Annotated in this window: 22 protein-coding genes; 14 read left to right on the top strand and 8 right to left on the bottom strand. The window is 71.1% G+C overall.

Annotated elements, in window-relative coordinates; all coding sequences use genetic code 11:
- Genes ACZ4TR_RS14740 through ACZ4TR_RS14710 form a run of 7 tightly spaced genes read right to left on the bottom strand, consistent with a single transcriptional unit; the run spans position 1 to position 7,679 of the window.
- A complete protein-coding gene (locus tag ACZ4TR_RS14740; protein ID WP_465287530.1) occupies positions 1–1,437 on the bottom strand; it encodes an oligosaccharide flippase family protein in 1,437 nt (478 codons plus the stop codon).
- Positions 1,434–2,726 carry a glycosyltransferase 87 family protein gene (locus tag ACZ4TR_RS14735; protein WP_465287529.1) on the bottom strand — a complete coding sequence of 431 codons (1,293 nt, stop codon included), beginning with the start codon at positions 2,724–2,726 and terminating at the stop codon, positions 1,434–1,436. The genes ACZ4TR_RS14740 and ACZ4TR_RS14735 overlap by 4 nt, the downstream gene beginning before the upstream one ends.
- Positions 2,723–3,610: a YveK family protein gene (locus tag ACZ4TR_RS14730; RefSeq protein ID WP_465287528.1), complete on the bottom strand. Its 888-nt coding sequence runs from the start codon at positions 3,608–3,610 to the stop codon at positions 2,723–2,725. Before ACZ4TR_RS14730 ends, ACZ4TR_RS14735 begins: the two co-directional genes overlap by 4 nt.
- On the bottom strand, positions 3,607–4,677 hold the full coding sequence (locus ACZ4TR_RS14725) for a glycosyltransferase (RefSeq protein ID WP_465288110.1): 1,071 nt from the start codon (positions 4,675–4,677) through the stop codon (positions 3,607–3,609). Before ACZ4TR_RS14725 ends, ACZ4TR_RS14730 begins: the two co-directional genes overlap by 4 nt.
- Positions 4,652–5,884 (bottom strand): O-antigen ligase family protein, encoded by a 1,233-nt coding sequence (locus ACZ4TR_RS14720; RefSeq protein ID WP_465287527.1) that lies wholly within the window; start codon positions 5,882–5,884, stop codon positions 4,652–4,654. Before ACZ4TR_RS14720 ends, ACZ4TR_RS14725 begins: the two co-directional genes overlap by 26 nt.
- Entirely contained in the window at positions 5,881–6,852 is a 972-nt protein-coding gene (locus ACZ4TR_RS14715; protein ID WP_465287526.1) for a polysaccharide deacetylase family protein, read from the bottom strand. Before ACZ4TR_RS14715 ends, ACZ4TR_RS14720 begins: the two co-directional genes overlap by 4 nt.
- Positions 6,849–7,679: a hypothetical protein gene (locus ACZ4TR_RS14710; RefSeq protein WP_465287525.1), complete on the bottom strand. Its 831-nt coding sequence runs from the start codon at positions 7,677–7,679 to the stop codon at positions 6,849–6,851. The genes ACZ4TR_RS14715 and ACZ4TR_RS14710 overlap by 4 nt, the downstream gene beginning before the upstream one ends.
- 428 nt (positions 7,680–8,107) lie before the next feature.
- Between ACZ4TR_RS14710 and ACZ4TR_RS14705 the strand changes: the two genes are divergently transcribed.
- Positions 8,108–8,476, top strand: a complete 369-nt coding sequence (locus ACZ4TR_RS14705; protein WP_364511204.1) for a hypothetical protein — start codon at positions 8,108–8,110, stop codon at positions 8,474–8,476.
- Between the two features lie 964 nt (positions 8,477–9,440).
- Here the strand turns inward: ACZ4TR_RS14705 and ACZ4TR_RS14700 are convergent.
- Positions 9,441–10,646 (bottom strand): ROK family protein, encoded by a 1,206-nt coding sequence (locus ACZ4TR_RS14700; RefSeq protein ID WP_465287524.1) that lies wholly within the window; start codon positions 10,644–10,646, stop codon positions 9,441–9,443.
- A gap of 165 nt (positions 10,647–10,811) precedes the next feature.
- On the opposite strand from ACZ4TR_RS14700, the gene ACZ4TR_RS14695 reads away from it, so the two are divergent.
- The 13 genes from ACZ4TR_RS14695 to ACZ4TR_RS14635 all read left to right on the top strand — a co-directional run bounded on the left by ACZ4TR_RS14695 (position 10,812) and on the right by ACZ4TR_RS14635 (position 20,769).
- Entirely contained in the window at positions 10,812–12,122 is a 1,311-nt protein-coding gene (locus tag ACZ4TR_RS14695) for an ABC transporter substrate-binding protein (RefSeq protein WP_364511210.1), read from the top strand.
- 115 nt (positions 12,123–12,237) lie between these two features.
- Entirely contained in the window at positions 12,238–13,089 is an 852-nt protein-coding gene (locus ACZ4TR_RS14690; RefSeq protein WP_465287523.1) for a carbohydrate ABC transporter permease, read from the top strand.
- A complete protein-coding gene (locus ACZ4TR_RS14685; RefSeq protein WP_465287522.1) occupies positions 13,082–13,921 on the top strand; it encodes a carbohydrate ABC transporter permease in 840 nt (279 codons plus the stop codon). Before ACZ4TR_RS14690 ends, ACZ4TR_RS14685 begins: the two co-directional genes overlap by 8 nt.
- A gap of 41 nt (positions 13,922–13,962) precedes the next feature.
- Positions 13,963–15,303, top strand: a complete 1,341-nt coding sequence (locus ACZ4TR_RS14680) for a GH1 family beta-glucosidase (RefSeq protein ID WP_465287521.1) — start codon at positions 13,963–13,965, stop codon at positions 15,301–15,303.
- Positions 15,304–15,679: 376 nt separating this feature from the next.
- Entirely contained in the window at positions 15,680–16,147 is a 468-nt protein-coding gene (locus ACZ4TR_RS14675) for a GlxA family transcriptional regulator (RefSeq protein ID WP_465287520.1), read from the top strand.
- Positions 16,148–16,255: 108 nt separating this feature from the next.
- A complete protein-coding gene (locus ACZ4TR_RS14670; RefSeq protein ID WP_465287519.1) occupies positions 16,256–16,951 on the top strand; it encodes an alpha/beta fold hydrolase in 696 nt (231 codons plus the stop codon).
- Positions 16,952–17,638: 687 nt separating this feature from the next.
- Positions 17,639–18,106 (top strand): Asp23/Gls24 family envelope stress response protein, encoded by a 468-nt coding sequence (locus tag ACZ4TR_RS14665; protein ID WP_465287518.1) that lies wholly within the window; start codon positions 17,639–17,641, stop codon positions 18,104–18,106.
- Positions 18,103–18,411, top strand: coding sequence for a hypothetical protein (locus tag ACZ4TR_RS14660; RefSeq protein WP_465287517.1), 309 nt, complete (start codon positions 18,103–18,105; stop codon positions 18,409–18,411). The genes ACZ4TR_RS14665 and ACZ4TR_RS14660 overlap by 4 nt, the downstream gene beginning before the upstream one ends.
- Positions 18,408–18,584, top strand: coding sequence for a hypothetical protein (locus ACZ4TR_RS14655; RefSeq protein ID WP_364511231.1), 177 nt, complete (start codon positions 18,408–18,410; stop codon positions 18,582–18,584). Before ACZ4TR_RS14660 ends, ACZ4TR_RS14655 begins: the two co-directional genes overlap by 4 nt.
- Positions 18,581–18,955: an Asp23/Gls24 family envelope stress response protein gene (locus ACZ4TR_RS14650; protein WP_465288109.1), complete on the top strand. Its 375-nt coding sequence runs from the start codon at positions 18,581–18,583 to the stop codon at positions 18,953–18,955. Before ACZ4TR_RS14655 ends, ACZ4TR_RS14650 begins: the two co-directional genes overlap by 4 nt.
- Positions 18,952–19,479: a DUF6286 domain-containing protein gene (locus ACZ4TR_RS14645; RefSeq protein WP_465287516.1), complete on the top strand. Its 528-nt coding sequence runs from the start codon at positions 18,952–18,954 to the stop codon at positions 19,477–19,479. The genes ACZ4TR_RS14650 and ACZ4TR_RS14645 overlap by 4 nt, the downstream gene beginning before the upstream one ends.
- Positions 19,476–20,048, top strand: a complete 573-nt coding sequence (gene amaP, locus ACZ4TR_RS14640) for an alkaline shock response membrane anchor protein AmaP (protein ID WP_465287515.1) — start codon at positions 19,476–19,478, stop codon at positions 20,046–20,048. Before ACZ4TR_RS14645 ends, amaP begins: the two co-directional genes overlap by 4 nt.
- 439 nt (positions 20,049–20,487) lie before the next feature.
- Positions 20,488–20,769 (top strand): hypothetical protein, encoded by a 282-nt coding sequence (locus ACZ4TR_RS14635; protein ID WP_465287514.1) that lies wholly within the window; start codon positions 20,488–20,490, stop codon positions 20,767–20,769.
- Positions 20,770–21,123: the final 354 nt, after the last annotated feature.

Genomic DNA, 21,123 nt, shown 5'->3' with positions numbered 1-21,123 from the left:
TCACCGCAGCCCGCCCCGGCGCAATGCGGACAGCTCGCCGCGCTGGAACACCAGTGTGGCGCCGGTGTACCCGGCGATGAGCACGGCGCCTTCGGCGAGGGCACCCGGCAGTGACTCCGGGGGGCCGAAGAACCCGGTGTGGGCGAGCAGGAGGGCGGGAAGCGCGCCGGCGGCACCGGCGCCCAGCACGCGCGCGACGATTCCCCGCAGCCGCGCCACCGGCGGCGCGACGCCGAGCCCGGCCAGCACGCGCCAGGCGATCGGCACCACCAGCCAGGCCGCCCCGAGCTGGACGGCGGCGACGGCCCCGATCCCGGCGTGGGTCAGCAGTCCCAGCCCGGTCGCGAGCAGGACCAGGTGGGTGCCTTCGAGCGCCAGGTAGCGCCGCGCGTGCCCCGTCGCCTTCACGGCCTGGTACCAGATCTGCAGGAGGGAGATCGCGCAGCCGTAGCCGGCCAGCAGCACCAGCGGGCCGGCCGCGTCCGCCCAGCGCGCACCCAGCAGCACGACGTGGTCGGCGAGGACGGCCAGCGCGAGGTAGAGACCGCCGGTGACCACGAGGACCGCGCGGCTGAACCGCGTGACCGCCTCCGTCAGCGAATCGCCTTCGCGCCGCAAGCGCGTGAAGACGGGGAAGGCCACCGCGCCGAGGACGACCGCGACCATGATGTACGGCACCCACGCGAGCCGGTAGGCCAGCGAGTAGACACCGACCGCGGCCGGTCCGATGACGTGCCCGACGGCGAGGTAGTCGAGGTTCACCAGCAGCGCACCGACGACGGCCGCCGGCCCCACGACGGCGACCCAGCGCACGGCTTCCCTTGCCGCCTCGGTGTCCCAGTGCGGCCGGACGCCGCCGCCGGCCAGCGCACCGAGCAGCGGCTGAGCCATCGCCGTGCCGAGCAGGCCGATCACGAGGGAGGCGGGGCCGACGCCGGCGAGGGCGAGCAGGACCGTCACGCCGGCGCCCAGGACCGCGCCACCGCCGTCGGGCAGCAGGCGGCGGCGGAAGTCCAGTTCGCGGTGCATCAGTCCCATCTGGACCCCGCCGGCGGCCGAGAACGGCAGGCCGAACGCGGCCAGGCGCACCAGGCCGGCGGCTTCGGGGGTGCCGAGCAACGCGGTGACCGGGCCCGCGGCGGCGGCGAGGACGATGGCCAGGACCAGGCCGGCGCCCACACTCATCACCAGCAGGGTCCCCGCCATCCGGCGCGGGTCCCGCGTGGTGCGGCCGAGCACGTCGTAGACGCCGATCGACTGCACCACCTGACCGAGGTTGACCAGCGCCACGGCCAGCGCCACGGCACCGAGCTGACCCTCGGTGAGCAGCGCCGCCAGCACCAGGGTGACGAGCATCTGGCTGCTCTTGCTGACCAGGTTCACCACGCCGAGCCAGAGCGAACCCCGGACCACCCGCGTCCCGAGCCCGCCGGTCATCCGCCGGCCCCGGCTTCGGCGCGCATCCCGGACAACCGGACGGCGACGGACACCACCAGGCCCCACGCGACGACCACCGCGACACCGTCGACCGTGACAGCCGCCCGCGCGCCGAGCGTCGCGACCACCAGTGAGTCCACTGTGTACAGATGAGCGAAGGGCACCGCCAGCACGAGCACCGCGAGCCCGGCGGGGCCCCGGTCCCGCCACCACAGCGCGGCCACGGCGGCCATCGCGGGCACGGCCATCAGGACGTCGCCGGGCTGGTGCACCACGCAGACCACCACGGCCAGGCAGGTGAGCAGGTCGGCGAGCGGGTTCGCGGCCGGCCGGTCGAGCCGCCGGACGAGCAGCACGCTCGCGGCGAGCACGCCGGCAAGTACCACCAGCTCGATCGCCGTGGGCGCCCAGCCGGTGACGCGGAACAGCACGGCGGCGAGGTCGACGCGTTGCGCCGTGGGGGAGTCCACGGCGCCGTAGTCGGTCCCCCGGGCGTGGGTGAGGTTCGCGACGACGACGTCGGCGAACGCGCCGATCCCCCCGCCCCGGAGCACGAGCAGCAGCACGACCGGCAGGCTCGCGGCCGCCGCCAAGGCGGTCCCGGTCAGCGCCACCCGCCGCGAGCCCCGGGCGAAGAGCAGGACGGCCAGGGGAAAGCCGTACTGCGGCTTCAGCCACGCGAGCGCGAGTGCCACCGCCGCCCACCCGGGCCGGTCCTTGCGGGCGAGCAGCGCGCCCGCCGCGCCGAGCGCGATCAACGGGTTGACCTGGCCGACGTAGAGCTGTGCCTTCCCGACCTGGCTGGTCACCAGCAGCGCGGCGACGACGACGGTCGTGACCGCGACCGGCACGGCCACGAACCGCCGGACCGCGTGCCCGGCCAGCGCGGCGAGCGCGACCAGCAGCAGCAAGTTGACCGCAGTGAACGCCACCGCCCCGGCCCGGTAGCCGGGCAGGGCGAACGGCAGGTGCAGCAGCAGGTGGTAGGGCTGGTAGAGGTTGAAGTCCTGGCGCACCGGCCAGTGCGCGAACATCGCGGCGGGGTCGTAGGGGTTGCCGCCGGCGAGGAATTCCCGGATCGGGAAGTACAGGGCGTCGCGGAAGTCCTGCAGCCGTTCTTCGGCCGCGTTGGCGGCGGTCGGCAGGGGGACTTGCCACGACGGCGCGAGTGCGTGCCAGGCACCGATCGCACCGGCGACGGCCGCGACGACCAGGATGCCGCGGTGGAGGGGGCTCAGGCCGGACAGGCGGAGCCGCACGGCGAGGGGGGTCGCCGGCGTCCCGCTCACGCCAGCACCACCGCCACCAGCACCGCGTCCGCCGGCAACACCCCGGCCGTGGCGGTCAGTTCGTCGTGGTGCCGCTTTCCCGTCACCGCCACCACCGACGTGCCGGTTCCGTCGTGCTCGTCCGGGAGCGCGGCCGCCAGCTTGGCCGCGGTCTCCGCGAGTTCGGGCGCCACCGGCACGACGCGCACCGGCCGCCCGGCCGCGCGGCCCAGCACCGCGAGCCGGTCCGCGGCCGCCGGGTCGTCGGCGCGCAGGACCGCCACCGGACGGTGGATGCCCGCCGCGGCCAGGGAACGGCGCACCGCGCCCGATCCGCCGCGCAGCCGCGACGGCGTCGTCCGGCGGATCGCCGCCGTCGCGAGACCCGCGGCGATCGCCGCCACCAGGGCCAGTCCGGTCACCAGCGGTGCGTCCGGCGCCACCGGGACGACGTCGGGGCGGGGGTCCAGCGCCCGCAGCCGGCCCACGGGGGCCAGCAGGTTCGCGTCGATCATCGCCTTGCCCAGCGCCGACGCCGTCGCGCCCGCCTGCTCCGCCGACGGCGCCCGCACCGACAGGCGCGCCAGCCCGGAAGCCGGCACGAGCTCCACCGAGACGTGCGTGCCGAGCTCTTCGGGCGCGTAGCCGGAAACCGGTGCCGCCGCCTGCAACACGGACGGACTGCGGGCGAGCTCGACCAGCGCGGGCAACGCCAGGGACACGACTTCGCCGTACTGCGCGGCCGGGCCGTCCGCCTGGCCGGCCGGCTCGGCCAGCAGGCTCACCCGCCCCTGGTACACCTGGCCACGCAGCAGGCCGACGGTCAGCACGAGCAGGCCCACCACGAGCGCGGCCGCGACGCTCACCGCCGCGGTGCGGGGAATCCTGGACAGAAGGTCGTTCACCGGCCACCTCCGAGCGCGGTCCGCAGCAGTTCGTCGTAGGCCTTCATCACCGTGTGCGGGTCGTACTCCCGCTCGATGGTGCGCAGCCCCTCGGCCGCCGCGGAGTGCCGGGCGGCCGGGTCGGACAGCAGTGCGGCGAGCGCCTCCGCGATGGCCGCGGGATCACCGGGCGGCACCACGAGCCCGCCGCCGCCGGACAGCACGGCACGGACTCCGCCGACGTCGGTCGCGACGACCGGCCGCCCGGCCGCCATCGACTCGAGCACGGCCAGGGGCAGGCCTTCCCAGTCGCTGGCCAGCACCGTCACGTCGGCCGCGGCGAGCAGGTCCGGCACGTCCTTCCGGGTGCCGAGGAACCGCACCCGCCCGTTCAAGGGCTCGGCGCGACGCTCGAGCCCGGCGCGGAGGCTTCCGTCGCCGGCCAGCCACAGCACCGCGTCGCCGTCGAGGCGGGACCAGGCGTCGAGGAGCACGTCGTGGCGCTTCTGCGGCTCCAGCCGGGCGAGGCAGAGCGCGACCGGCGTGCCGTCGGCGAGACCGAGCGATGCCCGCACCTCGGCCCGGCCGAACACCGGGCGCTGCGCGAAGACGGCATTGCGGATCACGTCGGGCCGGTCCAGGCCCGCTTCGGCCAGCCGGTCCGCCGCCGCCGCGGAGACGGCGACGACGCGGTCGGACGTGCGTCGCAGGATGCGCGCGGCCGCGGGGATTTCCTCGTCGGCGACGCCGTGGAAGACCGTCACCACCGGTCGCCGGCGACCGGCGACGAGGGCCAGCCGGGCCACCAGGCTCGCGCCGACGTTGTGCGCCACCACGATGTCCGGAGCGAACCGCGACACCGCCCGGCGCACGCCCCGCGCCGCCCGCAGCACCCCGGCCTTGCTGCGGCGGGCGAGCGGAACGGGATACGTCGTCACCCCGCCGGCGGCGAGCGCGTCGGCCCGGAAGCCGCCGGCACTCGCGACGGCGGACACCCAGCCGTACTCGTCGCCGCGGGTGGCCATGCCGGCGACGAGCGTCTCGGCCCCACCGGCTCCCATCTCACTGATCACGTGCAGGACACGCATCGGCACCAGCCCTTCCCACTCGGCTCCCGGCCGCGACGGCGAGCGCGGACAGCGACCACAACGGCAGGTAGTACTGCTCGGACAGGAACGTCGAAGTCACCAGGACGGCCAGCAGCGACGCCTGGATCGCGACGGCCTCGGCGCGGACCGGCCCGGTGGGCGCGTGCCGCACCGCCCGTTCGCTCGCCACCGCGGCCACGGCGATCACGCCGGTGAACAGCGCGAACCCCGGCAGGCCCAGTTCCGCGGCCACTTCGAGGTACATGTTGTGCGCCACCGGCGTCTGCTCGTCGACCTCGGCGTCGTGCGACTCGGCGGCGTACTCCTCACGGAACCCGCCGGGACCGACCCCGAGCACCGGGTGGGCGGTCACCATGCGGGCCGCGGCCTGCCACCGCAGCTCGCGTGTGTCTACATTGGACGCGGCGATGAAGCTCTTCTCCTGCACGGCCCGGTCGAGTTCCGGCCCGGCGAACAGCAGCGCCCCCAGACCCAGCGTGGCGACCGCCGCGGCCGCGGCGCCGAGCACCCGCCACGGCAGCACGCGGCGCAGCAGCAGCCAGCCGACGGCGGCCGCGAGCCCCAGCGCCCCGCCGCGGGAGAACGTCGCCAGCGAGCCCGCCACCAGCACGGCGCCGGCGACGGTGACGACGAGGTTCCGGCGACGCAAGCCCTGGCAGGCCACGGAAAGCACGGGCACCGCGGCCACGAGGAAGTACGCCAGGTCATTCGGATCCGGCTGGGGACCGCTGGCCCGCGCCTCGCCGTCGACGACCAGGCTGTACAGCGCGCCGGCGCCGGCCACGGTGGCGCCGGCGGCCATGGCCAGCAGGAGCCCGCGGATCGGGACCTCGCGGCCGGCGACGTCGGCGAGCACCGCGGTGACCACCAGGAACGGGAGCCACCGGAGGGTGTACCCGGTGGTGAAGACACCGGACGAATGGGCGGCCGCGGTCGTCGCGACGACCGCCGCGAGCAGCGCGAGGACCGCGTGCAGCGGCGTCGGCCGGGGGAGCCGCCGCTGCCGGACCCGGACCACGAGCCAGGTGGCGATCAGCAGCGCGGGCGCGACCTTGCCGAGCTGCGCGTCGACGGCCGTGAGGTAGCCCTCGACCGGGGCCAGCGCCACGGTGGCGTACGCGAGAACCCGCAGCGTCGCCGCGTGCGTCCGGGGTTCGGCCGGCAGCACGACCGTGAACGTGGTCATCTCCGGCCGTCCAGGCGGGTCACCGGGCGTTCGCGCCGCACGTCGGCCCGGCGGACGTACTCGCCGGTGCCGACGACGTCGAAGTGCGCGCGCAGGGCGTCGAGGACCCACCCCAGCCAGGCCACCTTCCGCCCGCCCGGCGTGGCCATGCCGGGGAAGAACTCCATCCCGGGTGCCTCGGCGCTCCCGAGGACATCGGTGGGGTGCAGCAGCAGCGACGGAGCGACGCCGCGGGCGAGGCAGAGGCGCAGGGCCGTCCGGAAGTACGTGCGGGCCAGCCGCGGGGAAACTTCGTGGAGCTGCAGGAGGTAGGAGCCGTGGATCGGGGTGCGCAGCAGCGGCATCGTCGTCACCGGGAGCTCCACGAGCGCGGTGCCGCCGGTCGTCCGCCAGCGGTGGGCGTGCACCGGTGCCAGCACCCGGGAGAAGCCGCCGAACAGTTCGCCGCGTCCGTCGTCGCCGGTGACCGGTGGCGCGGTGCGGTTGTGGTACGCGCGGGCCAGCGGGCCGATCCAGGTCGGCAACGTGCTCGCGTCGTAGGCGTAGCCCCGTTCGGCCAGCAGCTCGACGAGGTCGCGCGTGACGCTGTAGCCAGGACCGCGGAAGCCGGTGGGCCGGGGAGCGCCGGCCGAGACGATCGCGTCCTCCGTCCGGCTCAGCTCTTCTTCGAGCCGGACGCGGGAATAGCGGTGGAGCCAGGGTTCGTGGCCGAAGGAGTGGTTGGCCACCTCGTGCCCGGCCGCGGCGATGTCGTTGACCGCCTTCGCCCCGTCTTCGCGGACGACGTCGGCGCCGACCGCGAACACCGTCGTCGTCAGCCGCTGTTCGCCGAGGATCTCGAGCAGCCGGGGGACGGCGGAGGGCAGGAAACTGGGGTACCGGCGCCAGCCGGAGTCACCGTGGGTCTTGAGGTACGCCCACAGGTTGTCGAGGTCCACCGACACGCTCGCCAGGGGCCGTCCGCTCATGCGGCTTCCCCCGCGCGTGTTCCGGCTCGGCTCTGGGAGCCGAGGAACAGGACGCCGGCGACGACGACGGTGAGACCGAGGGCGACCCAGGGCCGGCTCCCGTCGGCGACGTCGTCGCCCAGCACGGTGATGCCGGTGACGGAGGACAGCACGATCGTCGTGGCGTCCGCCGTGGCCACGACCGCCGCGGCCGGGCCGCGTTGCAGCGCGACCGCCATCGAAGCCTGGCCGAGCACGGCGGCGGCCAGCATCAGCCAGGTCAGCGGGTTCGCCGGCAGGGCAACGAGATCGAGGTGGGCAAGACTGCGGCTCGCCACCGCCACGACGGCGAACGCCACCCCGGACAGCGCCGCGGGCGCCAGGAACGTGCCGGCGCGGCCCGCCGGGATCATGGCCAGTCCCGTCGCGGCCACCACCGCGGTCAGGACCACGAGTCCGCCCGCTCCGAGGTCGTCGGCGACCGACGGCGCCGCCGACGCGGCCAGCACGATCAGCCCGCTCGCCAGCAGCACCAGCGTCAGGGCTTCCGCGGTCCGGATCCGCCACCCGAGGACCAGCACGCCGAACGCGGTGGCGAGGCCGATCGCCGCCGCCGACGCGGCTTGGACCAGGTACAGCGGCAGCGAGGAGCGCGCGAAGAAGGCGAACGCGAACCCGCCTGCCTGGCCGGCGAAACCCACCAGGTAGAGCGGGTCCGTGGCCAGCCGGGCGAGCAGGTTGACGCCTGCGCCGGGCCTGCTCTCGGCCCGGCGAGCCGCCACGCTCTGCGCGACGATCCCCACCGCGTAAAGCAGGGCCGATGCCACGAGCATTCCGTAACCCACCACGCACGACTCCTTCGCGTCACGTCGGGTGCTGGACGTCGAGCGTAGGAGAACGAAACCGCAGCCACTTTCGAAGGATCAGGTCCGCGCTTTTGTGACGCAGCGGAGTGGTGGTGGTGCTGGACGGCTATTCCAAAGCGTGACGCATCAGGCTTCGGCGCTCGCTGGGCACCGTGTGTAATTGTGTCCACGAGTTTCCCGTGTCCAGCGTTCGCGGATTCTTTCCGGAACCCGGAAAAGCTCTGGTTCCGGCGGGGAGCTGTCTCCGCGTCGCTACCCCGTTCGTGGCGCAAAAGCCCGGTCAGGGAGTCGGGATGGTTACACGATGGTGGTCTCGAAGTGGAATGGGGTAGGGGGCGTCAGTAGGTTTCGCTTCTGGGCGGAACACACCTCAATTGCCGCCACAGCAATCGTCGATCCGAGGAGAATTCATGCTGAAGAAGATCGGTTTCGTCGCGGCCACCATGGCTGCCGGCGCGTTCCTGACCGGCGGTATCGCGGCTGCGGGCACGCCCGACGAGGAGCACGGGCACCACCACGGTCACCACGGCTACGACTACAGCGGCCAGGTCGGCCTGGTCAACCTGAACAACACCGACGTCCTGCACAACGTCAACGTGACGCCGGGCATCTGCGGCAACGACGTCAACGTCCTCGGTGTCCAGGTCCCGATCCGCGACTCGCTCAACGGCATCGGCGTCCCGATCCTGTCGCCGGGCGAGCACGAGGCCAGCGGCGAGTCCCCGTACAACTGCGCGGCGGGCGCGGTGACCGACGGCGGCACCAGCCAGGACAACTGAGGCTCCGTGCCCCGGCCGCCCGTTGTGTGTGCGGAAGCCGGCCGCGGGCGCGGAATCCGGCGGTGCGTGTCAGTGTGAAGTGACACCCGGGCTCGAACCGAGTGGCACACTCCTGTTGCGCGTCAGGGTGCCCACCGCACTGTCCCGCCAGGCCGGCGCGGGTGGGGCCGGCCACCGAACCCCCTGTGTGGGCCGGCCCCACCCGGCGGCAACTCGGTCGCTGCGCGGAAAGCGCACGCTGCGACCGTCGCCAGTACCAGGGTCGCCGCGCTGCGAAGCCACCTGTCCGCTTGGCCCGGGCAGGTGCGCAGCCGCGGCGACCTTTGTCTGTTCTCATCATTCGCACAAGCGTTCACGCCGAATCCACTCGGATTCGCGTGAAGCAGAGTCAAGCGGATCGATAAACTGATGTGGCGTGACGCTCCGCTCTCGACGAACCCCCGAGGGAGCGTCCGTCAGGTGAACCGGCGGGGTCTTCTCACCTCGACCCTCAGCCGGGTGGTGCCCCGACCCCGCCGGATCCCTGATCTCTGCCCCAGGAGTCATGGGCATTGCTATCCGCCCCATTGTTCGGCGGAATAGAAACGGGGGACGGTGGGGCTGTGTCCGGCCGTCTTCCGCTGAGTGTGCACTCCACGCCTCGTCTGATCTGCACGACGGGCGATCGCCTCATCCCACGCCGACCGGGGGAGACCTCGAGCCAGCTGACCGGGTCGTACGTCATCGACCAGCGTGGCATCCGGGCACGGCGTAGCACCGCCGGACCTACCGCCGTCCGCGCCAGCTTGCGGTCATCGCGTTGCGGTGGCCGGTGTCGTGCGGATGACGTCCTCGTCGACTGGCCGACCCTTCTCGTTCGAGGGTGGCCCGTCATCACCTGGCACAACGGTGAGTCGTCGAACCCGATGATCGACAGCTCTCAGGGAATGCCGTTCCGCGATCCGGACGGCAACCTGATCAACCTCTACACGCCCGCGACTGGCTGTCCCGGACTGCTTCGGCCGCCCAGGAAGTGCTCGAGGGGCAGGGTTGCGGCACCGCGTACCGCGGCCTCGGGGCCGAAGCTGCACAGGTCGATCGATGTGGTGGCGAACGAGTACTTCAGCGCATGGCGGCGGGCCGCGTCGCGGATGGCGTCGAGATCGCGTGCGCCGAGGAGCAAGCCGGCCCAGCCGCCGAGGATGACGCGGGTGGGGTTGAGCAGATTGATCAGCCCTCCGATGCTCGCGCCGAGGTAGCCGAGAGTCTCCGCCAGGACGCCGGTTCCCTGATCGTCATCGACGATGGCGGCGAGGGCTGTTTGCTGGTCGGCGGCTCCTGCGATGACGCCGCCCGCTTCGCGGAAACGGTCGAGGATCCCCTCGGCGCCGACGTAGGCTTCAAGGCAGCCTTTGCTGCCACACCGGCAGGAGCGCCCGCCGGCGACGAGGACGGTGTGCCCGGACTCTCCCGCGCCCGGGCCGCTGTGGACAGTGGAGCCTCCGGAGATGATGGTGACTTCCACGTCCGTGCCGAGCAGCAAGACCACCGCGCTGGGCGTTTCCCGGCCGCTGTCGAACCACAGCTCGGCCCGTCCCACGGTGTTGGCCTGGCTGTCAAAATGCAATGGCAGGTCGGTGCCCGCACGCAGCAGCTCGGTAAGGGAGATCGGGTCCCGACCGAACCGCTGCGAGCCCACCGTCTTCCCCGGCGTCTGCCGGACAGCGCCGGGCACGCTGATGCCGATTCCGAGGACGGCGTCGGTGGGAACGGCGGTCTTCGTCAGCACGGCGGTCAAGCCGGACAAAATTCGGGAGGCGACCGCTTCCGGACCGTGCCGGCGGGGATCCAGGGGGCGGTCGGCATCGGCGAGCTCGGTCATGGACAGGTCGAAGAGCCCGATCCGGATCCCCGTTTCGCCGACGTCCACACCGACCACGTGACCGCAACCGGGAGCGATGCGCAGCAGTTTCCGCGGTCGGCCGCCGTCGGAACCCAGGGAGCCGGCTTCGATCACGACGCCTTCGCCGACCAGCTCGCGCACCACTTTGCCGACCGAGGCCGCGCTCAGTCCGGTAGCCGCTGCCAGAGCGTGCCGACTGGCCGGGGCGCTGAAGTACAGCGAGCGAAGCAGCAGGGAGCGGTTGTCTCGCCCGAGGGAGCCCGCGGTGCCCGGTCGGCGCTGCGTCATGGTGCGTGCTCTCCTGGTGACCTTCTTTCACGGCGTGAACAAACGGGGTTCACGGCCTTGACTCTTCTTGGTCACACGAGTTAAATCAAGGCGCGAATTAAGCTGTGTCCTGAGTCACAGAGACCTTCGTGGCTCGTCCGCACACCCCGAGGACTTCAGATGCGAATGAGAACCACTGCGTCAGCGCTCGTCCTGGCGCTGGCCGCCGCTACCACCGCCGCCTGTGGTGGCGGCGACTCCACGTCGGCCGACGGCCCCAAGGAACTCACCTACTGGGCCTCCAACCAGGGCACGAGTCTCGACAACGACAAAGCGGTCCTGCAGCCCGAGCTCGACAAGTTCGAGAAGGCCACCGGCGTCAAGGTGAAGCTCGAGGTCGTTCCGTGGTCGGATCTGCTCAACCGGATCCTGGCCGCGACGACTTCCGGTCAGGGGCCCGACGTCCTCAACATCGGCAACACGTGGTCAGCGTCGCTCCAGGCCACCGGTGCGTTCCTGCCCTTCGACGACGCCGCCCTCGACAAGGTGGGGGGCAAGGCCCGGTTCCTCGGACCGTCGCTGGCCGCGACCGGTGCGAACGGCCAGCCTCCGGTGGGTGTGCCGCTCTACGGCCAGGCCTACGGTCTCTACTACAACAAGAAGCTGTTCAAGGACGCCGGTATCACCGCGCCCCCGGCGACGTGGGAAGAGCTCGTCGCGGACGGCAAGAAGCTGACCGACCCGCAGAAGGGACAGTGGGGGTTGTCGCTGCAGGCGGGCCAGGTGACCGAGAACAGCCACCACGCCGCCATCCTCGGCGCCCAGCACGGGGCGAACTTCTTCTCCCAGGACGGCAAGCCGCAGCTGGCGTCGGACCCGGCGGTCGCGGCCGTCCAGCAGTACGTCGACCTCATGCAGAAGGACAAGATCGTCAACCCGTCGAACGCGGAGTACGCCGACACCGCGAAGTCCCTCAAGGACCTGGTGGACGGCAAAGCCGCGATGTTCATGAACCAGGCGTCGACCGGTTCGTTCAAGAACATCGGGGCGGACATGGCCAACATCGGAGTCGCGCCGATCCCGCTGCCGGCCAACCCGCCCGCGAACGGCCGGAAGGTCACCAGCTTCGTCGCGGGCATCAACTTGGCGGTGTTCAAGAGCGCCAAGAACCCCGACGCCGCGCTGGACTTCGTGAAGTTCATGGTCTCCGCGCCCGAGCAGGCACTGCTGAACAAGACTTACGGCTCGCTGCCCACGGTGCAGGACGCCTACGGTGACCCGGCGTTCCAGACCGAGGACGTCAAGGTGTTCCAGAGCGTCCTGAGCACCACCGCCGAACCGATGCCGCAGGTCACGCAGGAATCACAGTTCGAGACGCTGATCGGCACCGCGATGAAGACGATGTTCGCCGACGTCGCGGCGGGCCGCACGGTCGAGGCCGGCAAGATCAAGGATCAGCTGGCCCAGGCCGACCAGCAGATCGCGGCCGGGAGCTGACCCGGACATGACGACCGCTGTGCGGGGGGCTCCGGCTGCGAAGGCGGCTGGAGCCCCCCGGCCCGGAAGCCCGCGGCGCAAACGCCGCCGGCCGGCCCTCCCGTACCTCCTGCTGTTGCCGGCGCTGTTGCTGGAACTGCTCATCCACGTCGTCCCGATGCTCGTCGGCGTCGTGATGAGCTTCGTCAAGCTGACCCAGTACTACATCCGCAACTGGTCGGCGGCCCCGGGCGCCGGGCTCGACAACTACAAGTTCGTCCTCGACTTCGACACCGCCACGGGCAAGGCGCTGGCGCACTCGTTCGCGATCACCGTCGAGTACACCGTCCTGTCGGTGGGGCTCTGCTGGCTCTTCGGCACGTCCGCCGCGGTCCTGATGCAGCGCAGCTTCCGCGGGCGTGGGTTGCTGCGGACGTTGTTCCTCGTTCCGTACGCGCTGCCGATGTACGCCGCCGTCATCACCTGGTCGTTCATGTTCCAACGCGACACCGGCCTGGTGAACAGCCTGCTCGGCACCCACTCCTTCTGGCTGATCGGGGACAACAGCTTCTGGTCGCTGTTGATCGTTTCGGTGTGGCGGAACTGGCCGTTCGCGTTCCTCATCGTCATGGCGGGGTTGCAGAACATCCCGGGGGAGCTCTACGAAGCAGCGTCGATCGACGGCGCCGGCTGGTGGACCCAGTTCCGGGCGATCACCCAGCCCATGCTGCGGCCGGTCAACCAGGTGCTGTTGCTCGTGCTGTTCCTGTGGACGTTCAACGACTTCAACACCCCGTACGTCCTGTTCGGGAAGTCCGCCCCACGCGAGGCATCGCTGATCTCCATCCACATCTACCAAAGTTCGTTCGTCACCTGGAACTTCGGCCTCGGTTCCGCCATGTCGGTGCTGTTGCTGCTGTTCCTGATGGTGGTCAGCGCCGCGTACCTCGCGGTGGCTTCCCGCCGGAGGAGGAGGGCCAGTGTCTGAGCCTCGTTGGGTCCCTTGGGCCCGCCGCTTCGTCCTCGGTTTCCTCGCGCTCTTCACGTTGCTGCCGCTGTACGTGATGCTTTCCACGTCGCTGAAGCCCCTCGGCGACGTCCAGGGCGCGTGGCAGTGGATTCCGACGACGTTGACGATCCAGCCGTTCCTCGACATCTGGAAGACCATCCCGCTGGCCAAGTACTTCCTGAACAGCTTGGTCATCTCCGGCGCGGCCACCGTCTGTTCGGTGCTGATCGCGATCTTCGCGGCCTACGCCATCAACCGGTACAAGTTCCGCGGGCGCAACTTCTTCGCCATGACCGTCCTGTCGACCCAGATGTTCCCCGGCATCCTGTTCCTGCTGCCGCTGTTCCTCATCTTCGTCAGCATCGGCAACACCACCGGCATCGTCCTGTACGGTTCCCGCCTCGGCCTGACCTTGACGTACCTGACCTTCTCGCTGCCGTTCGCGATCTGGATGCTCGCCGGCTACTTCGACTCCATCCCCAAGGAGCTCGACGAAGCCGCGATGGTCGACGGCAACGGGCCGGTGGGCGCGCTCATCCGCGTCGTCATCCCCGCCGCGGTCCCCGGCATCGTCGCGGTGTCGATCTATTCCTTCATGACGGCTTGGGGCGAGGTCCTGTTCGCCTCCGTCATGACCGACTCGGACACCAGGACACTCGCCGTCGGCCTGCAGGAGTACTCCACGCAGGTGCAGGTGTACTGGAACCAGGTCATGGCCGCGAGCCTGATCGTCTCGGTGCCGATCGTCGCCGGATTTCTTCTCTTCCAGCGCTACCTGGTTTCCGGGCTCACCGCCGGCGCCGTCAAGTAAACCCCCTCCCGCCCACGTACTTCCCTAGGTGAGGTCCTGCCTTGAAGCTTTCTCTGCCCGCGGATTTCCTGTGGGGCGCGGCCACGGCCGCGTACCAGGTCGAGGGCGCCGTCGACGTCGACGGCCGCCTGCCGTCCATCTGGGACGAATTCTGCCGGCTGCCCGGCGCCATCGACAACGGCGACACCGGCGACGTCGTGTGCGACCACTACCGGCGCTGGCCCGAAGACCTGGCGATCATGAAGCAACTGGGTCTCGACGCCTACCGCTTCTCCATCGCCTGGCCCCGGGTGATCCCGACCGGCCGCGGCGAGGTGAACCCCCGGGGTCTCGACCACTACGACCGCTTCGTCGACGCCCTGTGCGAAGCCGGGATCCGCCCGTTCGTCACCCTGTACCACTGGGACCTGCCTTCGGCGCTGCAGGTCGCGGGCGGCTGGCCCGAGCGGGACACCGCCTACGCCTACGCGGAGTACGCCGCGGTCGTCGCCGCCCGGCTCGGCGACCGGGTGCGGGACTGGAGCACCGTCAACGAACCGCTGTGTGCCGCCTGGCTCGGCTACCTCGAGGGCCGGTTCGCCCCCGGTGTCAAGGACCTGACGCAGGCTGTGCACGCCTCGCACCACCTGCTGCTCTCCCATGGGCTCGGGGTGCAGGCCATCCGCGCGCACGCCGCCCGCCCGGCGAGCATCGGTCTGGTGTGCAACCTGTCGGGCATCGAAGCCGCCTCGGACCGCGACGAGGACATCGCCGCGGCGAAGCGGATGGACGGGCACGTCAACCGGTGGTGGCTCGACCCGGCCAACGGGCGCGGCTACCCGGCCGACATGCTCGAGGTCTACGGCGTCGAGCCACCGGTGCTCGGCGACGACCTCGACGTGATCGCGGCGCCCACCGACTACCACGGCCTCAACTACTACTTCCGCCAGATCGTCGAGGACGATCCCACCGGCCCCGCGCCCTTCGCCAGGCAGCTGCCGGCGGAGGGCGCGGGCACCACCGCCATGGGCTGGGAAATCCACGGTCAGGGGCTGGCCGACCTGATCCACCGGCTGCACGACGACTACGGCGCGCAGGCCATTTACATCACCGAGAACGGTGCCGCGTTCGACGACAAGGTCGCCGAAGACGGCTCCGTCCAGGACGAGGACCGGATCGCCTACTTCGAGGAGCACCTCACGGCGGTCGCGTCGGCCGCCGAGGCGGGCGCGCCGGTCAAGGGGTACTTCGCCTGGTCCCTGCTCGACAACTTCGAGTGGGACAACGGCCTCGACAAACGGTTCGGCCTCGTCCGAGTCGACTTCGAGACCCAGCTCCGCACCGTGAAGGCGAGCGGTCACTTCTACGCCGACCTGATCGCCGAGCACCGGGGCCGCCGTTGATGCCCGCGGCCAACCCTTCCCGCTGTTATCGGCCGGCGCCGGTGTCGTCGCCTGGCTGCAGCTCGTCGTCGCTCCGCCTCTACCCGGCTTCAGCTGGGCCCAGCGCGTGCTCTCGGCTTCGGCAGTCAGCTGGTGCACCTATAGAGTCCTGCCGTGACTCGGCACCGGATCGTGGTCGTCCTGCCCGATGACGTGCTGCCGCTCGACTACGCGATCCCGGTCCACATCTTCGGCCGGGAGGCCTCCGAGGCCTACCACCTCGTAACGGTGTCCGTCGGTGGCGGTGCGGTGCCCGTGGCCGGCGGGACCACGGTCGTTCCGGACGGCGGGCTGGAGCTGCTGCGCGGGGCGGACTTCCGGGGGTGTCACCGCCGGCGTGGATCTGTGCCTGCATCTGCTGAACGTCGACCTGGGGCCGGCTGCCGCGCGGCACGTCTCACGGCGCATCGTCATGGCGCCCCGGCCGGCCGGCAGCCAGCAGCAGTTCGTGGAGAAAGCGGTCGTCCCGCCGGGTGATGACGTCATCGCCCGGGCCCAGCAGTGGATGCTCGTGTCGCTGGACAACACCTTGTCGGTGAAGGACGTGGCCACTCGGTTCGCCATGTCGGAGCGGACCTTCCACCGGCGCTTCCGCGAGAAGGTCGGCCTTTCGCCGTTGGCCTGGCTGCGTGACCAGCGCATCGCCCGAGCCAAAGAGCTCCTGGAGACTTCGGAACTCTCCGTGGCGGACATCGCGCGCGGGGTCGGTTTCGGCACGGCGACGAACCTGCGGGTGCAGTTCCGGCGCTCGACGAACGTTTCGCCGCGAGAACACCGGAAAGCGTTCAGGTTCGATCTCGCCTGACCGAGTGGCGGAAAACTTTCGGTAGTCGGCAGTACTGCCACTGTCCGCTCGGTGTCCCTGGGGCAAGGCTGGGTGTCTCGCCGACTCAACCTCAGGAGATCGAATCCCATGAACCAGCCGACCTTCGTTCTCATCCATGGCGCTCTGACCGATGCCTCGGTGTGGCGCCGGGTCTCCGTGCGGCTGCAGGACGTGGGTTACCCCGTCATCGCGCCGTCCCTGCCCATGCGTGACTTCGACGGCGACGTCGCCTACGTCAAGCACTTCCTGAGCACCCTCGACGGCCCGCTCGTGGTCGTTGCGCACTCTTACGCCGGGTCGGTGATCTCGGCTCCGGACGCGTTGACCCCGCAAGTCCGGTCACTGGTGTTCGTCACTGCTTTCCAGCCGGACGCGGGGGAGACCGCGGGCGCGTTGAACGAGAAGTTCCCGGGCAGCCTGCTCACCCCGGACAACCTGGTTGTGCGTGGGTACCCCGGAGGTGCGGAGATCTACCTCCGGCCGGACAAGTTCAGGGAGGTCTACGCCGGCGACGCCAGCGTGCGTGAGCAGAAGATCCTTGCCGCCGCCCAGAAGCCGTTCAACCCGGTCACCCTGGAAGGCAGCTTCGTGAAGCCCGCCAGCTGGCACACCTTGCCGTCCTGGGCCGTAGTGTCCACTCAGGACAGCTCGATTCCCGCCGAGGCCCAACGGTGGATGGCCGAGCGGGCGGGCTCCACGGTCGTGGAGGTCGAATCCTCCCACGCCGTCCCGTTGGTGCACCCGGACGTGGTGGCCGAGGCAATCCTCAGCGCGGCGAACTGAGCACCATGACCGCGATCAGCTTTTGGTTCTCTGAGGGAAGCACGTGTGCCAGACGGCGACCTGCGGTCTCGACCGGAACGGAGAGCGAGAACGTGGTGTTCCCCTCTACAGGCATCGCGGTGCTGGTTGACGCCCATTCCGCGCCGAACCGGGCCCCGAGGTGCGAGTGGCGGCCGGACCGGTGGCAGGTCGGGCGCTCAGGACCGCCCGCGGCGGCGCTGCGGGTGCCGTGACGGCTGCTCGGAGCCTGTCGTGGTCGAGGTCGACGTCCGAACTGGCATGGTCATGGACGTGGGTGACGCGGCGGGCCGCCATGCGCGAACTCCTCGCGGAATCTCCGTGGTTCACGATGTCGAGTGATCTGTGACGGTGTCGGCGTTCGTGAAGTCGGCGGCGTCCATGGCGATCGCCTCGGACGCCGATGTCGCCCGGCTGGTAGGCGCCATCCGCAACCTCGACGCGCCACCCCTGATGTCGCCGTAGCAGAGGGCACCGCCGTCGCAGTCCGCGTATTCCCAGCGGATGCCGCCATGCCGGCACAGCGCACCTCCCGGATGAGTGGCGTACCTCACATGATCGGGTCGTGACGAACTGCCCGCTCGGGTGTCTGTCCTGTGTGGAGGAAACGATCGAAGTCGGTTCCTCTGCCGATCCAAGACATCCGTCCCGTGCGAAGGAGAGACCACGATGACCACTGCTGCCACCAAGGTTCCCGCGCAGACCAGCTCGTCCCAGCCCGCCGCGAAGACCGAGGGCGCGCTGGTGAGCGCCCAGGGCTCGACGTCGATCTCCGACGTCGTGGTGCAGAAGATCGCCGGCCTGGCCACCCGCGAAATGCCCGGCGTGCACGCCCTCGGCGGTGGCGCCGCGCGGGCGTTCTCGGCGATCCGGGAGCGGATCCCGGGCGCGACCGCCTCGGCCGGCCAAGGCGTGTCGGTCGAGGTCGGGGAGAAGCAGGCCGCCGTCGACCTGCAGCTGATCGTCGAGTACGGCGTCTCCATCGCCGACCTCTCACGTTCGGTGCGCCGCAACGTGATCACCGCGGTCGAGCAGATGACCGGCCTCGAGGTCGTCGAGGTGAACATCCACGTCGGCGACCTGCACCTGCCCTCCGACGATGAGGGCGAGACCACCGACACCGGCCGGGTGCAGTGACACCCGAGCCCGACGCCGCCCGGATCGCCGCCGCCGTGCTGGCCGTGCCTGGCGTGGCCGGCCTGCACGGCGGCCGGTTCGGGGAGATCGCCACCCTCGACCCGCCACGGCGGGTCGAAGGAGTCCGGGTCCGCGAGGAGGACGTCACCATCGCGGTCACCGCGCACCTTCCGGTGGTGGCCGCCGAGCTCGCCGCGGCCGTGCGGGCCGCGGCGAGCGTCACCGGGCGGGCCGTCCATGTCATTTTGGCGGACCTCGTCGAACAGTCCACTGTGGAGCAGCAAGCGAAGGAGAAGGTCTCGTGAATTCCACCCAGCTCGGCCTGCTGACCGGCCTCGTGCTCGGCCTGGCCGTCGCCTTCGGCGGGTTCGGGGCGTTCGCCGCCGTCGCCGTCCTCGGCGCGATCGGCTTCCTCGCAGGCCGCGTCCTCGACGGCAAGCTCGACCTGTCCCAGCTGTCCGGGCGCGACCGGGGCTGAGCACCGTGACCGCCACCCTCGAACGCGGCACACTCACCATCGCCGCACAGGCCGTGCAACGCCTGGCCGCCCACGCGGTGCTGGAGATCGACGATGTCGGCGGCGCCGCGGGCCGGGTCCTCGGCGTCAGCCTCGGCGCCGAAGCCCCGGACCGGTCCGCCAGGGTCACCGCCCATGTCACCGGCGGCGAGGTGGCACTGGACGTGCGCCTCTCGACCACCTACCCGGCCTCGGTCACCCGGACGACCGAGCGGGCCCGCGAGCACCTCGAGCGCCGCGTCGAGGAGCTGACCGGGCTCACCGTCACCCGCGTCGACATCACCGTCACCGCCCTGCACCGCACCGTCGCCGGCTCTCGGAGGGTCGAATGAAACGCCGTCCCCGCCGGAGCGTCCCAGCCCTGCTGAGCGCGCTCGTGCTGCTGGCCGCGTGTGTGCTCATCGCCGTGAGCGCCATCCAGCTGATCCTCGGCGAACGCCCCTGGATCAGCTACGACACCGTCGCCGCCACCCTGCACGACCTGCGCTGGAACGACCTCGCGACCGCCGTCGCCGGATGCGTTCTCGTGCTGGCCGGCTTGGTGCTGGTGCTCGCCGCCATCCTGCCCGGGACGGCCACCGTCCTGCCGCTGGCCGGGCGGTTCGACTCCGGCGTCGCCCGCGGCGGCTATCGCACGACGCTGCGCGCCGCCGCCGCAGGTGTCGACGGCGTCTCCGCTGCCCGGGTGAAGCTCGGCCGACGGCGGATCAAGGTCCGCGTCGACACCGCCCGCACCCGTCCCGACGGCCTGGCCGAGGCCGTCCGCGCGGCGGTCGCCGGCCGGCTGGACCGGATCCGCCCGGCCACCCCGCCCGCGGTGACGGTGCGGGTCCGTGCCCCGAGGAGGACGACATGACCGGCCTCAACCGACCGGCGCGGCTCAACCGCACGGTCCTGGCCCTGCTCGGACTGCTCCTGCTGGCCGCCGGCGGGTTCGCGGTGGCGACACACTTCGGGCGCCTGGACGTCCTCGACCCGGCGACCACGCTGGTGCCCGGCACCGCGGCGCCGCCGGCGTGGGCCTGGTACGTCACCGCCGCGGTCGCGGTGCTGCTCGGGTTGCTGGCGCTGCGCTGGATCCTCGCCCAGTTGACACGCCGGCCACCCACCCGGACCTGGCGCTTCGACACCGACCCGGACCGTGGCCGCACCGAACTGGCCGCCGACACGGCCGTCGTCCCGTTCACCGAAGAACTGCGTGCTCACCCCGGTGTGCACCAGGCGCGCGCGACGCTGGCGGGAACTCGCGAGGCCCCGACGCTGGCCTTGGTCGTCACACTGGCCCACGACGCTGACCCGCAGGAGGTCCGGGAACACCTGGCGGCGGAGATGCTTCCCCGGCTGCACCAGGCGCTTGACCTGGAAGTTCTCCCGGTGAGCGTGGAGTTCCGCTTCACCTCCACCACCGGGCGCAGCCTCGGCTGACCTGCGCGTGCCATCCCGAAACGATGCGACATCGCTCGGCCATTCGTGAAGTCCGACTGCGGCCCCTGCCACGGGGCGGCCTGCGGAGGGGAGGAATTCCGCCTTGTACGTAGCCCTGTCCGCATCGGCCGTCCAGTCGGTCTTGCACCCGTTGCACGCCAGGCGAAGGCCGAGCGCCTTTCGCACGTTGCCGCCTCTCAGCTCGGTCGGCGGGGCCGGTCGCCGGCAGCGTGATCGGCCAGCCCGGTCGCCATGTCCTGCGTGAAGCGGCGAAGGTATCGCTTCAGGAACCAGCGCATGCCGAATCGCGCCGAGTACGTGCCATGCCAATGGATCCGGGTTCCTCCGCCGGGCAATTTCCGGCTCGAGCGCGGTGATCCGTAAGGCGTCGATGCGAGACCAAGCCGGCCGGCTGTGCGGGTCTGAGGACCTCTTCGAGGTGGTTCAGCTCAGCATCCAGGTCCACGACGAGGGCGAGCACGCGACAGTGACGATCACCCTGCCCGCTGACGAGGTCATCAAGGTGACGGGCGCAGCAGAGAGGATCGGCGACCGGATGAACCCGCAAGGGACGCCCGAGGGGCGCGCTCGTGGGGTTCTGGATCGTGCCCCCGGTGAGATTCCGGCGGCAGTCACACCAATCGTCCTGCCCGACGGCCTGCTGATCCGGGTCGACGTGAGACTGGTGATGGAGCGTCGGCCGCGGGGGAGCGCGCGGTGAACAACATGCGCGGGTTCGAGCCCTCAGCAGGATCGCCGAAGGATGGGAACGGGCCTGACCAGGGGCTTTGCTTCGGAACCTGGTGGTTGAGGCGAGCTTCCGGCCACCGGCGGGAGTTCGACGTGAACGCCAACTCGCAGCAAGACCGGCCGAAGCCCGCCGGCAAATGCGCACCGGCAGCCGAAAAGAAGTCGACCGCGGTCGGATCGACCACGACCAGCGCGGGCCGAGGTCGAGGGTCGATTGCTGGACGGAGTCTGGCGTCCGCGGCGCGGCGGGTCGACACGTCGATCTCGCCGCCGATACTGAGCACGACGGTGCTGGCTATCGAGTTTCGCGTGATCGTGGAGCGCG

This window comes from Amycolatopsis sp. NPDC028719 (assembly GCF_055565395.1).
This window is presented reverse-complemented; position numbering and strand designations above follow the sequence as displayed.

Bases quoted from the DNA above. Each gene is read 5' to 3' on its own strand.
- ACZ4TR_RS14740 (WP_465287530.1), bottom strand. From the start codon at position 1,437: ATGACCGGCGGGCTCGGGACGCGGGTGGTCCGGGGTTCGCTCTGGCTC.
- ACZ4TR_RS14725 (WP_465288110.1), bottom strand. From the start codon at position 4,677: ATGCGTGTCCTGCACGTGATCAGTGAGATGGGAGCCGGTGGGGCCGAG.
- ACZ4TR_RS14720 (WP_465287527.1), bottom strand. From the start codon at position 5,884: ATGACCACGTTCACGGTCGTGCTGCCGGCCGAACCCCGGACGCACGCG.
- ACZ4TR_RS14715 (WP_465287526.1), bottom strand. From the start codon at position 6,852: ATGAGCGGACGGCCCCTGGCGAGCGTGTCGGTGGACCTCGACAACCTG.
- ACZ4TR_RS14705 (WP_364511204.1), top strand. From the start codon at position 8,108: ATGCTGAAGAAGATCGGTTTCGTCGCGGCCACCATGGCTGCCGGCGCG.
- ACZ4TR_RS14700 (WP_465287524.1), bottom strand. From the start codon at position 10,646: ATGACGCAGCGCCGACCGGGCACCGCGGGCTCCCTCGGGCGAGACAAC.
- ACZ4TR_RS14695 (WP_364511210.1), top strand. From the start codon at position 10,812: ATGAGAACCACTGCGTCAGCGCTCGTCCTGGCGCTGGCCGCCGCTACC.
- ACZ4TR_RS14670 (WP_465287519.1), top strand. From the start codon at position 16,256: ATGAACCAGCCGACCTTCGTTCTCATCCATGGCGCTCTGACCGATGCC.
- ACZ4TR_RS14665 (WP_465287518.1), top strand. From the start codon at position 17,639: ATGACCACTGCTGCCACCAAGGTTCCCGCGCAGACCAGCTCGTCCCAG.
- ACZ4TR_RS14645 (WP_465287516.1), top strand. From the start codon at position 18,952: ATGAAACGCCGTCCCCGCCGGAGCGTCCCAGCCCTGCTGAGCGCGCTC.
- amaP (WP_465287515.1), top strand. From the start codon at position 19,476: ATGACCGGCCTCAACCGACCGGCGCGGCTCAACCGCACGGTCCTGGCC.